At 64.4% G+C, this 12,105-nt stretch carries 12 protein-coding genes; 8 read left to right on the top strand and 4 right to left on the bottom strand.

The annotated features are described in order from the left end of the window. From AC0L2D_RS05560 to AC0L2D_RS05545, 4 genes are read left to right on the top strand one after another with little or no spacing between them, the layout of a single operon-like run. Positions 1-705 (top strand): ABC transporter ATP-binding protein, encoded by a 705-nt coding sequence (locus AC0L2D_RS05560; protein ID WP_473540549.1) that lies wholly within the window; start codon positions 1-3, stop codon positions 703-705. A 4-nt stretch (positions 706-709) separates the two neighbouring features. Next, positions 710-1,591, top strand: coding sequence for a branched-chain amino acid ABC transporter permease (locus tag AC0L2D_RS05555; protein WP_027035600.1), 882 nt, complete (start codon positions 710-712; stop codon positions 1,589-1,591). A 4-nt stretch (positions 1,592-1,595) separates the two neighbouring features. Further along, the gene (locus tag AC0L2D_RS05550; protein WP_473540548.1) at positions 1,596-2,225 is read left to right on the top strand and encodes an FMN-binding negative transcriptional regulator; all 630 of its coding nucleotides are present in this window, start codon (positions 1,596-1,598) and stop codon (positions 2,223-2,225) included. Between the two features lie 28 nt (positions 2,226-2,253). Then, a complete protein-coding gene (locus AC0L2D_RS05545; protein ID WP_064994643.1) occupies positions 2,254-3,300 on the top strand; it encodes an ornithine cyclodeaminase in 1,047 nt (348 codons plus the stop codon). An 11-nt stretch (positions 3,301-3,311) separates the two neighbouring features. Here AC0L2D_RS05545 and AC0L2D_RS05540 read toward each other — a convergent pair whose 3' ends face one another. The 4 genes from AC0L2D_RS05540 to AC0L2D_RS05525 form a co-directional block, all read right to left on the bottom strand. Beyond that, positions 3,312-4,415: an alcohol dehydrogenase family protein gene (locus AC0L2D_RS05540; protein WP_473540547.1), complete on the bottom strand. Its 1,104-nt coding sequence runs from the start codon at positions 4,413-4,415 to the stop codon at positions 3,312-3,314. Positions 4,416-4,423: 8 nt separating this feature from the next. Next, on the bottom strand, positions 4,424-5,803 hold the full coding sequence (locus AC0L2D_RS05535) for an aspartate aminotransferase family protein (protein ID WP_063170117.1): 1,380 nt from the start codon (positions 5,801-5,803) through the stop codon (positions 4,424-4,426). A 32-nt stretch (positions 5,804-5,835) separates the two neighbouring features. Continuing rightward, the gene (locus AC0L2D_RS05530) at positions 5,836-7,329 is read right to left on the bottom strand and encodes an NAD-dependent succinate-semialdehyde dehydrogenase (RefSeq protein WP_064994645.1); all 1,494 of its coding nucleotides are present in this window, start codon (positions 7,327-7,329) and stop codon (positions 5,836-5,838) included. A gap of 130 nt (positions 7,330-7,459) precedes the next feature. Further along, positions 7,460-7,951, bottom strand: a complete 492-nt coding sequence (locus tag AC0L2D_RS05525) for an Lrp/AsnC family transcriptional regulator (RefSeq protein WP_013530324.1) — start codon at positions 7,949-7,951, stop codon at positions 7,460-7,462. 82 nt (positions 7,952-8,033) lie between these two features. On the opposite strand from AC0L2D_RS05525, the gene ehuR reads away from it, so the two are divergent. From ehuR to ehuC, 4 genes are all read left to right on the top strand, one after another. Next, a complete protein-coding gene (gene ehuR, locus AC0L2D_RS05520) occupies positions 8,034-9,419 on the top strand; it encodes a MocR-like ectoine utilization transcription factor EhuR (protein ID WP_224621652.1) in 1,386 nt (461 codons plus the stop codon). Positions 9,420-9,544: 125 nt separating this feature from the next. After that, the gene (gene ehuA, locus AC0L2D_RS05515; protein ID WP_064994647.1) at positions 9,545-10,336 is read left to right on the top strand and encodes an ectoine/hydroxyectoine ABC transporter ATP-binding protein EhuA; all 792 of its coding nucleotides are present in this window, start codon (positions 9,545-9,547) and stop codon (positions 10,334-10,336) included. Positions 10,337-10,423: 87 nt separating this feature from the next. Beyond that, positions 10,424-11,275: an ectoine/hydroxyectoine ABC transporter substrate-binding protein EhuB gene (gene ehuB, locus AC0L2D_RS05510; protein ID WP_013530327.1), complete on the top strand. Its 852-nt coding sequence runs from the start codon at positions 10,424-10,426 to the stop codon at positions 11,273-11,275. Between the two features lie 157 nt (positions 11,276-11,432). Further along, positions 11,433-12,092, top strand: coding sequence for an ectoine/hydroxyectoine ABC transporter permease subunit EhuC (gene ehuC, locus AC0L2D_RS05505; RefSeq protein WP_013530328.1), 660 nt, complete (start codon positions 11,433-11,435; stop codon positions 12,090-12,092). Positions 12,093-12,105: the final 13 nt, after the last annotated feature.

Genomic DNA, 12,105 nt, shown 5'->3' with positions numbered 1-12,105 from the left:
ATGCTGAGCGTCGAAGCCCTGAAAATCCGGTACGGCGAGGTCGAGGCGGTGCGCCGCGTCGACCTCGCCGTCGACAGCGGCGAGATCATCGCCCTGGTCGGCGCCAACGGCGCCGGCAAGAGCTCGACGCTCGGCGCCGTCGCCGGGCTGGTGCCGGCGGCGTCCGGCAAGGTGATCTTCGATGGTGTCGACATCACCGGCCTGGCGCCGGAGGCGATCGCCCGCAAGGGCGTCGCGCTGGTTCCGGAAGGCCGCCGCATCTTCGCCAGCCTGACGGTGGCCGACAATCTGCGTCTCGGCGGCGCGGTGCATCAGCCGGCGGCCGAGGCGCGGCTGCGCGAAGAGGAGATGCTGGAGCTGTTCCCGATCCTGCGCCGCTACCACCGCGTCAAGGGCGGCAATCTGTCGGGCGGCGAACAGCAGATGCTGGCCATCGCCCGCGCGCTGATGGGCAAGCCGCGCATGATCCTCCTCGACGAGCCCTCGCTCGGCCTTGCCCCGCAACTGATCGACACCGTCTTCGACCTGATCGCCGAACTGCGCCGCAAGGGCCTGACCATCCTTCTGGTCGAACAGAATGTGGCGCTGGCGCTCGAAATCGCCGACCGCGCCGTCGTGCTCGCCAATGGCGAAGTGGTGCTGTCGGGCACGGCAAAAGAACTCGCCTCTTCGGACCTCGTCCGCCAGGCCTATCTGGGAGCTTAGAAGCATGATCGCGCAGCAGATCATCAATGCGGTGAGCCTCGGCGGCGTCTATGCGCTGCTGGCGCTCGGGCTGGCGATCGTCTTTTCCATCGTCGGCTTGATCAACTTCGCCCATGGCGAGCTGATGACGCTGTCGGGCTATGCGCTGCTCGCCTCGCTGGTGCTTGGCTTTCCGTTCCCCGTAGCCGTGCTTGTCGCCGTGTCCTGCGGCGCGCTCGCCGCTGTCGCCATGGAGCGCATCGCGTTCAGGCCGATGCGCGGCGCCAGCGTCACCAGTCTGTTGCTGACCAGCTTCGCTGTCTCCAGCCTGCTGAAGGTCGTCTTCCAGAACGGCATCTCGGCGCGGCCGCAGGCTGTCGCCATGCCTGGCTGGATGACCGGCGCTTTCTCCTTCGGCGATTTCACCATCGGCGTCGGTCCCAGCATCTCCATCGTCGTCTCCGCACTGGCGCTGATTGCGCTGGAAGTCTTCCTGCGCCGCTCGGTGACCGGGACGGCGATGCGTGCCGCAGCGGAGGATTTCGACGTCGTGCGCCTGATGGGCATTCCGGCCAGCCGCATCATCGCCACCGCCTTCCTGCTCTCCGGCCTGCTCGCCGGGCTGGCGGCCATGCTGTGGGTGGCGCAGCGTGCCTCGGTCGACCCGCTGATGGGTTTCACGCCGGTGCTGAAGGCGTTTATCGCCGCCGTCGTCGGCGGGCTCGGCAGCTTGCCCGGTGCTGTCGCCGGCGGCTTCCTGCTCGGCATCATCGAGGTGCTGCTGCAAGCGACATTGCCGGGAGCGATCGCGCCCTATCGCGACGCCATCGTGCTGTCGGGCGTCATCGCCGTGCTGCTGGTTCGCCCGCAAGGCCTGATCCCGGCGGTTCGCGCCCAGCGAAGCTGACCTGATGTATACCAAGCCCGAGTTCGCGCCACTGTCGCGCGACGAGGCGTTCGGCCTGATCGAGGCCGCGGCCTTTGCCACGGTGGTGACAGCGGGACCGCAGGGCCTTGTCGTCTCTCATCTTCCCTTCGTGCTCGATCGCGCGCGGGGTGAAAACGGAACGCTGATCTCGCATCTCGCCCGGGCCAATCCGCACAGCACCTTGATCAGCGAAGGCAGGGAGACGATCGCTGTCTTCCACGGCCCGTATGGCTACATCTCGCCGTCCTGGTATCCGCGCAATCCGGTGCGCGACAGCGCGCCGACCTGGAACTTTGCCGTCGTGCATTGTCATGGGCATCCGGTGCCGCTCGACGATCACGGCACCGCCCGGCATCTCCTGCAGCTTGTCGACGTGCTGGAAAAAGATCGCGACGATCGCTGGCGCATGCGTGAGCTCGGACCAGGCGACATGGAACGGCGCATACCTGGTATCATAGGGTTTGACCTGCCGATCGGGCGGCTCGAAGCCAAGTTCAAGATGGGCCAGGATGAGCGCCTCTACGACACAGGCGGAGCCATCAGGGTGCTGGAGCAAAACGATCCGGCGCTGGCAACGATGATGAAGGCGCACAACGCGCATCGCCAGGACTGACCGCCTGCATGCGGCAAGGAAAAGAAAAATGATCCCCAATCTCAACATCGTGCCCTTCGTCAGCGTCGACCATATGATGAAGCTGGTGCTGAAGATCGGCGTCGAACGCTTCCTCGTCGAACTCGCCGGCTACATCGAGGATGATTTCCGCCGCTGGGAGCTGTTCGACAAGACGCCGCGCGTCGCCTCGCACAGCGCCGAGGGTGTCATCGAACTGATGCCGACCAGCGACGGCGAGGTCTACGGCTTCAAATATGTCAACGGCCATCCCAAGAACATGCGCGAGGGACGCCAGACCGTGACCGCCTTCGGCATGCTCGCCGACGTCCACAATGGCTACCCGGTATTGCTGTCCGAAATGACCATCCTGACGGCGCTGCGCACGGCGGCGATGTCGGCTCTGGCCGCCAAGTACCTGGCGCCGGCCGGCTCCAGCTGCATGGCGCTGATCGGCAACGGCGCCCAGGCCGAATTCCAGGCGGTGGCCTTCAAGGCGCTGCTCGGCGTCGACAGGCTGAGGCTTTACGATATCGACCGCACGGCCACCGAAAAATGCATCCGCAATCTCGCCGGTCTAGGCTTCGACATGGTCGCCTGCGGCACCGCGCAGGAGGCGGTCGAGGGGGCTGACATCATCACCACCGTCACCGCCGACAAGCAGTACGCCACCATCCTCACCGACAACATGGTCGGCTCCGGCGTGCACATCAACGCGGTCGGCGGCGACTGTCCCGGCAAGACCGAATTGCATCGCGATATCCTGCTGCGCTCCGACATCTTCGTCGAATACCCGCCGCAGACCCGCATCGAGGGCGAGATCCAGCAGCTTGCGCCGGATCATGAGGTGATCGAGCTGTGGCAGGTGATGTCAGGCGCCGTGCAAGGCCGGCGCGATTCCGGCCAGATCACGCTGTTCGATTCGGTCGGCTTCGCCATCGAGGATTTTTCGGCGCTGCGCTATGTCAGGGATCAACTGCGCTCGACCGGCCTCTACCAGGAACTCGACATGCTGGCCGACCCCGACGAACCGCGCGACCTGTTCGGCATGCTGTTGAGGGCGGCCCAGCAGGGTTGAGGCATAGAGTGTCAGCCAGCCGAACCCCACATGGCATCCGGCACCACCACCAGCTTGCCGACGAAATCCTTGGCAATGAAATCCGCCTGCGCATGGTGGAAATCGGAGAGCTTGTAGACGCCACCGACCAGCGGCCGGATTTTCTTCGCCTCGATGTAACCAACGATGCGACGGAAATCCGCGCGCGTGCCCTGGCTCGAACCATGCAACTGCAACTGCTTGAGATACATGGTCCTGAGATCGAGTTGCACGACCGGACCGGCAATCGCGCCCGCGGTCGTGTAGCGGCCTTCGGGCCTGAGAATACGCAAGAGGTCGTTGAAGATCGCGCCGCCGACCAGGTCGGCCACCACGTCGATCGGTTGGCCGCCGGTCGCTTCAATCACGGCTTGCGGCAGGTCTGCGACGCCACGGGTGATGACCGCCTCGGCGCCGATGTCCAGCACCGCCTGTTCCTTGCCCTTGCCGACGACGGCATAGGGAATGGCGCCGCGCGCCCGTGCCAGTTGCACGATGCCGGAACCGACGCCGCCCGAGGCGCCGGTGACCAGCACGCGCTCGCCGGCCTTCAAGCCGGCGCGCTCCAGCATCTGTTCGCCGGTCAGGTAAGCGCAGCAGAAGGTGGCGAGTTCGACGTCGCTCATGTCGGTATCGACGACATGCGCATTCTCGGCCGGCACGGCCTGGTATTCGGCGTAGCCGCCGTCGCGGCCGTGGCCCATATAGTCGATGTCGGCGAGCGAATCGTCGTCGCGATTGTAGATGGAGAAATCGACCATCACCCGTTCGCCGATACGCTCCGGCGACACGCCTTCGCCGACGGCGGCGATGGTACCGACGGTGTCGGTGCCCTGGATGCGCGGGAAAACAAGCGTGTTGCCCTGGCGCCGCCATGTCGACACGGCGGCAGCGTCCTCCTCCGTGCCATAGGCGCCCTGGCGCACCCAGACATCGGTGTTGTTCATGCCGCAAGCGCTGACCTTGACCAGCACTTCACCTGGCGCAGGCGCGGGCACTTTCACATCCCTACGGTAGACGAGTTTTTCCGGCCCGCCGTGCCCGACAAGCAGCACGGCGGCCATGGTGGCGGGGAGGGTTCTGGTCATGGCATTCATAGTCGATCTCAGAGATTGGCAAACACGCTCTTGACCGCATCGGCGGTCTTCGACACGACGATGTCGGCTTCCTCGCGGGTCAGGCAGAGCGGCGGCGCGAAGCCAAGAATGTCGCCCTGCGGCATGGCGCGGCCGATGACGCCGCTTGCGGCAAGCGCTGTCGCCACCTGCGGTCCGATCTTCTGCGAAGCGTCGAAGAACACCCGGTCGTCCTTGTCGGCAACGAATTCCACCGCTGCCAGCATGCCGTCGCCGCGGACGTCACCGACATTCTTGTGGCCGCCGACCGCCTTGGCCAGCTCGGCGCGGAAATAGGCGCCGGTCTCCTTGGCATTTGTCACAAGATCCATCTCGTCGATCAGCTCGAGATTGGCCACACCGGCGGCAACGCAGATCGGATGTGCCGAATAGGTCCAGCCATGGCCGAGCGAACCGAGCTTGTCGGAGCCCTCAACCAGCACCTGCCACATCTTGTCGGCGACGATGACGCCCGACAGCGGCGCATAGGCCGAGGTCAGGCCCTTGGCGATGGTGATCAGGTCCGGCTTGATGCCGTAATGGTCGGAGCCGAACATGGTGCCCAGTCGGCCGAAGCCCGTCACCACTTCGTCGGCGACCAGAAGCACGTCGTACTTCTTCAACACCGCCTGGATCTTTTCCCAATAGCCGGCCGGCGGCGGCACGATGCCGCCGGTGCCGAGGATCGGCTCGCCGATGAAGGCAGCGACGGTTTCCGGGCCTTCGGCCAGGATCATCTCCTCGAGCTTGTCGGCACAATGCTGCGAAAACTGCTCCTCGCTCATCGAGCGGTCGGCGCGGCGGAAGTAGTAGGGTGCCTCGGTGTGCAGGATCGGCGCGCGCGGCAGGTCGAAGGCGTTGTGGAACAGGTCGAGCCCGGTCAGCGATCCCGTCATCACGCCCGAGCCGTGATAGCCGCGCCAGCGCGAAATGATCTTCTTCTTCTCCGGCCGGCCGAGCACGTTGTTGTAGTACCAGATCAGCTTGATGTTGGTTTCGTTGGCATCCGAACCGGAGAGGCCGAAATAGACCCGCGACATGCCCTGCGGCGCGCGATCGATGATCATCTTGGCCAGCGTGATCGAGGCCTCGGTACCGTGGCCGACATAGGCGTGGTAATAGGCGAGGTTCTTCGCCTGGGCGGCGATGGCGTCAGCGATCTTCTGGCGGCCGTAGCCGACATTGACGCAATAGAGCCCGGCGAAGGCATCGAGGCTCTTCCTGCCATTGTTGTCCCACACGGTGACGCCTTCACCGCCGGCCATGATGCGTGTCGGGCTTTCACCCCGCGCGTGCGTGCCCATATGGGTCGAGGGATGGAAGAAGTGGTCGCGATCCCAGGCGGCGAGTTCGTTGGACTGGTCGAGCATTTTTTAACTCCTTGAGGGATGGCAGGACGAACCTAGGCGACGTCCAGACAGAGATACTTCAGATCGGTGAAGGCTTCGAGCCCGTGGCGCGAGCCTTCGCGCCCGATGCCCGATTGCTTGACGCCGCCGAACGGGATCGGCGCGCCGGTGATCTTGACGCGGTTGATGGCGACCATGCCGTAGTCGAGCGCGCGGCCCATGCGCTGCTGCCGGCCACCATTCTCGGTCACGACATAGGCGACGAGGCCATACTCGGTGGCGTTGGCGCGGGCAATCACGTCATCCTCGCTGTCGAACGGCGTCACGGCGGCAACCGGGCCAAACGTCTCCTCGCGCATGATCAGCGCTTCGTCACTGACATCGGCCAGCAGCGTCGGCTGGTAGAACAGCGGGCCGGCCTGGTGCCGCTTGCCCCCGGTGAGGCAGCGCGCGCCGTGAGCGATGGCATCGGCGACCTGTTCCTCCACCTTCTTGATGGCGCGCTCATGCATCAGCGGCCCGATGTCGATCTTCTCGGCTAGGCCATTGCCGGTCCGCAGCGTCTCGATGCGCTTGGCGAAGGCGGCGCAGAACCGATCGTAGATCGGACGCTGGACGTAGATGCGGTTGGCGGCGAGGCAGTCCTGGCCCGACGTGGCGAATTTGGCGTCGATGGCGATATCAACCGCTTTGTCCAGATCTGCATCGGCAAAGACGATCAGCGGGGCATGACCGCCAAGCTCCATCACCAGCCGCTTCATGGTCGGCGCGCTCTGGGCGGCGATCAGCCGGCCGATCTCGGTCGAGCCGGTGAAGCTCATGGCACGCACGCGCGGATCTTCGCACATCCGGCCGACGATCGTCGAAGCCTTGCCGGTGACGATGTTGAAGACGCCCACGGGCAGGCCGGCGCGTTCGCCGAGTTCGGCCAGCGCCAGCGCCGACAGCGGCGTTTCCGAGGACGGATGCGCGACGATGGTGCAGCCGGCGGCAAGGGCGGCGGCCGCCTTACGGGTCAGCATGGCCGCCGGAAAATTCCACGGCGTGACGACGCCGACGACGCCGAGCGGCTCGCGCCGCACCATCATCTCGGCGTTCGGCAGATGGCTGGTGACGCTCTCGGCGTTCAGGCGTTTTGCTTCTTCGGCATACCATTCGACGAAGGAGGCGGCGTAGTCGATCTCGCCCAGCGATTCCTGCAGTGGCTTGCCCTGTTCAAGCGTCATCAGCAGAGCCAGATCATCCTTGGCGCCGACGATCAGCTCGAACCATTTTCGTAAAATTGTCGAGCGCTCCTGCGGCAACAGCGCCCGCCAGGCCGGGAAGGCGCGCGCCGCGGCATCGATCGCCTTTGTCGTCTGCCGGCCATCGAGCGCGGCGACGAAAGCGACGGTCGTGCCGGTGGCCGGATCGGTGACCTCGAAGCTTTCGGCAGCCTCGCTTGCGGTCCAGTGGCCATCGACATAGGCGAGTTCGCGCAGCAGCCGGCGGTCGGCGAGGCCGTCGAGCGCTTCATGGCGATGCGAGCGGGCGAAATGCGCGGACATGGTCAAAGCCTCCCGGTTCGGACTGATAAGGGAAGACTATCCGCCCGATGCAGATAGAGAGGCTGTTTGGAAGTCCTGACGTAGAGAGACTCTCTCTATCGGGTTGCCCGGCGAGAGAATCTCTCCGCTCCTACGACGACGCCGGCAAAAGCTCTGCGATGGGCAGCGCCACCTCGTCCTTCACGGTCTTGATGACGATGTAGGTGAAGTAACGATCGATGCCGATCTCGCGGTCCAGCAAGCCATCGACCAGCCGCTGATAGGCGTCGATGTCGCGCGCCATTACCTTCAACAGATAGTCGACGCCGCCGCCGACAGACCAGCAGGCGACGATCTCGGGAACATCGCGTATAACGCGCTCGAAGCGGTCGAAATCGGCCTGGCGGTGGTTTGCCAGCGTCACCTCCATCAGCACGGTGGCAACGGGTGCCACGACGCGCATGGCGATCCTGGCGTGATAGCCCGAGACGATGCCGGCCTTTTCCAGCTTGCGCAACCGCATCCAGCACGGCGTCGGAGACAGGCCGACCTGCTCGGCCAGCGCCAGCTTGGTGATGCGTCCGTCGCGCTGGATGGCGTCGAGGATTTTCAGGTCGATCGGGTCGAGTTTCGCTGATGTCATCAGGGCTCACTTTTTCGTCCGAATACCATGACGGCGCATTATTTCGATTGTCAATTGCACTGATTTCGATCTCTAATAAGTCATGACATTGTGGCAACCCGATCCCGCGCTTATCCGACGGCCGGCCTATCAGTCGCTGGCCGACCAGTTCGCGCGCGCCATCCATGACGGACGCCTTGCCAATGGCGCGCGGTTGCCGACCCATCGCAGGCTGGCCGACGACCTCAAGCTTTCGGTGCAGACGGTTAGCCGCGCCTATGAGGAACTGATCCGCCGCGGCCTGATTTCGGGCGAGATCGGCCGCGGCAGCTTCGTCCAGACGCAGCGCCGCGAGCCCGAGCCGCCCTATCTGCCGGAGCGGCTCGGTGAAGTCATCGACCTTTCGATCCTGAAACCGGTCTGCGAGCCGATGCATCTTGAGCGGCTGAAGCAGGCACTGGGATGGCTGGCTGAGAACCTGCCGTCGAGTTCTGCACTTTCGTTCCGGCCCAACATGGTGTTTCCCCGCCACCGCGCGGGGGCGGTCGAATGGTTGAGACTGTGCGGCCTCGATGCTTCGCCGCAGAACGTCAGCCTGACCAACGGCGCCACCGCCGGCATGACAGTGGCGCTGATGAGCGTCGCGCCGCCGGGCTCTACGGTCGCCACGGAGGCGATCGGCCACCATACGCTGGTGCCGTTGGCACGCTATCTCGGCTTCAACCTGGAAGGCCTGCCGATCGACGACAACGGCCTGATTCCGGAAGCGCTGGACGAGGCCTGCCGGCTTTCCGACATCCGCGCGGTCTTCGTTCAGCCCTCGGTCATCAATCCGACGGCGACGCTGATGGATGCGCGGCGGCGAGAAGAGATCGCGGCGGTCGCGCGCAAGCACGATATCGCCATCATCGAGAACGATGTGCTGGGTCCGCTGGTCGAAGACCGGCCGCCGCCGGTTGCCGCGTTCGCGCCGGAGCGCACGCTCTACGTCACCTCCTTCACCAAGATCACCGTGCCCGGCCTGCGCATCGGCTATCTGGCCGCACCCGACCGCTACGTCGCCGCCGTCGCCAACCGGCATCTGGTTTCGAACTGGATGGCGACGCCGCTGGTGGCCGAGATCGCCACCAAATGGGTGACCGACGGCACGGCGATGGAGCTTGTCCACTGGCAGCGCGCGGCTTTGCGGCGCCGGCAGGATATTGCAGCGCAGGTGCTGGCGGGGGTCGACTATCGCGCCCGGCGAGACGGGCTGCATGTCTGGCTTCAACTGCCCGCGGACCGTGCCGAGGAAAGCTTTGTCGCCCAGGCCCGCCTGCAAGGCGTGGCTATCGCGCCCGGAACATCCTTCCGTATTTCGGGTGCGCCCTGGCATCCGGCGGTGCGTATCTCGCTGGGTTCGACCACCGAGGGGGAACTGCGCGCCGGCCTCGGCGTTGTCACCAAGCTGCTGCTTGGCGATCCGGAGCATCTGCTGCTCGCAATCTAGCCCGGTTTGCCCGGAAATTGTGCGGAATCAGAATAATTGTCATGATATTATTTTCCCAATTGACATGATTTGGCGCGTTCCGCATCGTTAAGGGGCACAGGCTTCTCCAGCACGGGGAAATACATTTGTCCGCATCAGCGCCCATCATCAAGATCGACAGCATCTCGAAAAGCTTCGGCAGCTTCAAGGTGCTGGACGGCCTGTCGATGCAAGTCATGCCCGGCGAGAAGCTGGCACTGATTGGCCCGTCGGGTTCGGGCAAGACGACGATCCTGCGCATCCTGATGACGCTGGAGCGCATCGATGGCGGTCATATCCAGATCGACGGCGAGCAGCTCTATCACATGGAGCGCAATGGCCAGCTGTTGTCCGCCGATGAGCGGCATCTGACAAGGATGCGCCAGAAGATCGGCATGGTGTTCCAGCTGTTCAACCTGTTTCCGCACAAGTGCGTCATGGACAATGTCACGCTGGCGCCGATGCTGACCAAGGGCACGCCGCGTGCCGCCGCCGAAAAGCGGGCGATGGAACTGCTCGAAATGGTCGGCATGGCCGACAAGGCCAAGAACATGCCGGCGCAGCTGTCCGGTGGACAGAAGCAACGCGTGGCGATCGCTCGGGCGCTGGCGCTGTCGCCGAAGATCATGCTGTTCGACGAGGTGACGTCGGCGCTCGATCCAGAGCTGGTCGAGGAGGTGATGAACGTCATGCGCAAGCTCGCCGCCGAGACCGACATGACCATGCTGCTGGTCACCCACGAGATGGGCTTTGCCCATGATTTCGCCGACCGGGTGCTGTTCTTCGATCGCGGCAGGATCGTCGAAGAAGGCAAACCGGACGAGATTTTCCGCAATCCCAAGCAGGAGCGCACGCAAGGTTTCCTGAAGAAGATCATCGCGGCCGGACATCGGGTCTGACCGCAATGCCCAGGGCGACGAAGTCGTCCCGAGGCGGCGAGGGCCGCCATGCAACAAAGCAAGACAAGAAACAAGGAGTTGGGAACAATGAACAAACTTGGCATTCTGGCCGGCGTTGCCGGTCTTGCACTGACGGCGGTGCTGGCCGCCTCGATCCCCGGTTCGGCCGATGACAGCAAGCTCGAGCAGCTCAAGGCGCAAGGTTTCGCCCGCCTCGCTATCGCCAACGAGCCGCCCTATACGGCGGTCGCCGCCGACGGCAAGGTTTCGGGTGCCGCGCCTGATGTGGCCCGCGAGATATTCAAGCGGCTCGGCGTCGCCGACGTTGCCGCTTCGATCTCCGAATATGGCGCCATGATCCCCGGCCTGCAGGCCGGTCGCTTCGATGTCGTCACCGCCGGCCTGTTCATGAAGCCGGAGCGCTGTGCTGCGGTCGCCTATTCGGAACCCGTGCTGTGCGACGCCGAGGCGATGCTGGTGAAGAAAGGCAATCCAAAGGGCTTCAAGAGCTATGAGGATGTCGCCAAGGATACGACTGCGACCATCGGCGCGCCGGGCGGCGGCACCGAGGAGAAGCTCGCGCTCAATGCCGGCGTGCCACGCGATCGCGTCATCGTCGTGCCGGATGGCCAGAGTGGCGTGAAGATGCTCCAGGATGGCCGCATCGACGCTTATTCGCTACCCGTCCTGTCGATCAATGATCTGGTCAAGAAGGCCAACGATCCGAACCTCGAAGTCATCGCTCCGGTGCAGGGCGCACCGGTCTATTGCGACGGCGCCGCTTTCAAGAAGGGCGACGAGGCACTGCGCGACGCCTTCGATGTGGAACTGGCCAAGATGAAGAAATCGGGCGAGTTCGCCAAGATCATCGAGCCCTACGGCTTCTCGGCGGCAGCCGCGATGTCGACCAGCCGCGACAAGCTCTGCGCGGCGAAGTGATCCTTCCTTCTCCCCGTTCAACGCGGAGAAGGTGTCACGAAGTGACGGATGAGGGGCGGCGCCAAACCTTCGCAAGTTCGCGCCGCCCCTCATCTGCCTGCCGGCATCTTCTCCCCGTAAACGGGGAGAAGATGCTAAACCCAACGTTGGAAACCGAATGACCCAGTGGTCCGGCTATTTCGGCCTGATATTGCAGGGAGCGCTTGTCACCATCGAGCTGACGCTGATGGGGTCGGTGCTGGCGCTGATCATGGCCTTCCTCGCCGGCATGGGGCGCGTGTCGCGCTTCTTTGCGCTGCGTTGGTTGGCCACCGCCTACATCGAGTTCTTCCGCGGCACCTCGATCTTCGTGCAGTTGTTCTGGGCCTATTTCGTGCTGCCCTTCATCGGCATTTCGCTGACCCCGTTGCAGGCCGGCGTGCTGGCGCTCGGCCTCAATGTCGGCGCCTACGCCGCCGAAGTGGTGCGCGGTGCCATCCAGTCGATCGGCCGCGAACAGTATGAGGCCTGCACAGCGCTCAATCTCGGCCGCTGGCAAGGCATGCGCCACATCATCCTGCCACAGGCGCTGCTGGTGATGCTGCCGACCTTTGGCAACAATGCCATCGAATTGCTCAAGGCGACCGCCGTGGTGTCGCTGATCTCGCTCACCGACCTGACCTTCCAGGCGCAGGTGGTGCGCGCCCAGACCGGCAACACCCTGGTGCCGTTCACCACCATCCTGATCATCTATTTCATCCTCGCCCTGCTCATCTCGTGGGGCGTGCGCTCGCTGGAACGCCGCATGGCGCGCGGCCTCGACGGGGTGCGTGCCTGATGGCCAACTCCCT

Source organism: Mesorhizobium sp. WSM4833 (assembly GCF_055811095.1).
Note: the sequence above shows the minus strand (reverse complement) of the source record. Positions and strands in the feature narration are given on the sequence as shown.

Bases quoted from the DNA above. Each gene is read 5' to 3' on its own strand.
- AC0L2D_RS05540 (WP_473540547.1), bottom strand. From the start codon at position 4,415: ATGAATGCCATGACCAGAACCCTCCCCGCCACCATGGCCGCCGTGCTG.
- AC0L2D_RS05530 (WP_064994645.1), bottom strand. From the start codon at position 7,329: ATGTCCGCGCATTTCGCCCGCTCGCATCGCCATGAAGCGCTCGACGGC.
- AC0L2D_RS05555 (WP_027035600.1), top strand. From the start codon at position 710: ATGATCGCGCAGCAGATCATCAATGCGGTGAGCCTCGGCGGCGTCTAT.
- AC0L2D_RS05550 (WP_473540548.1), top strand. From the start codon at position 1,596: ATGTATACCAAGCCCGAGTTCGCGCCACTGTCGCGCGACGAGGCGTTC.
- AC0L2D_RS05525 (WP_013530324.1), bottom strand. From the start codon at position 7,951: ATGACATCAGCGAAACTCGACCCGATCGACCTGAAAATCCTCGACGCC.
- ehuR (WP_224621652.1), top strand. From the start codon at position 8,034: ATGACATTGTGGCAACCCGATCCCGCGCTTATCCGACGGCCGGCCTAT.
- ehuB (WP_013530327.1), top strand. From the start codon at position 10,424: ATGAACAAACTTGGCATTCTGGCCGGCGTTGCCGGTCTTGCACTGACG.
- AC0L2D_RS05545 (WP_064994643.1), top strand. From the start codon at position 2,254: ATGATCCCCAATCTCAACATCGTGCCCTTCGTCAGCGTCGACCATATG.
- ehuC (WP_013530328.1), top strand. From the start codon at position 11,433: ATGACCCAGTGGTCCGGCTATTTCGGCCTGATATTGCAGGGAGCGCTT.
- AC0L2D_RS05535 (WP_063170117.1), bottom strand. From the start codon at position 5,803: ATGCTCGACCAGTCCAACGAACTCGCCGCCTGGGATCGCGACCACTTC.
- AC0L2D_RS05560 (WP_473540549.1), top strand. From the start codon at position 1: ATGCTGAGCGTCGAAGCCCTGAAAATCCGGTACGGCGAGGTCGAGGCG.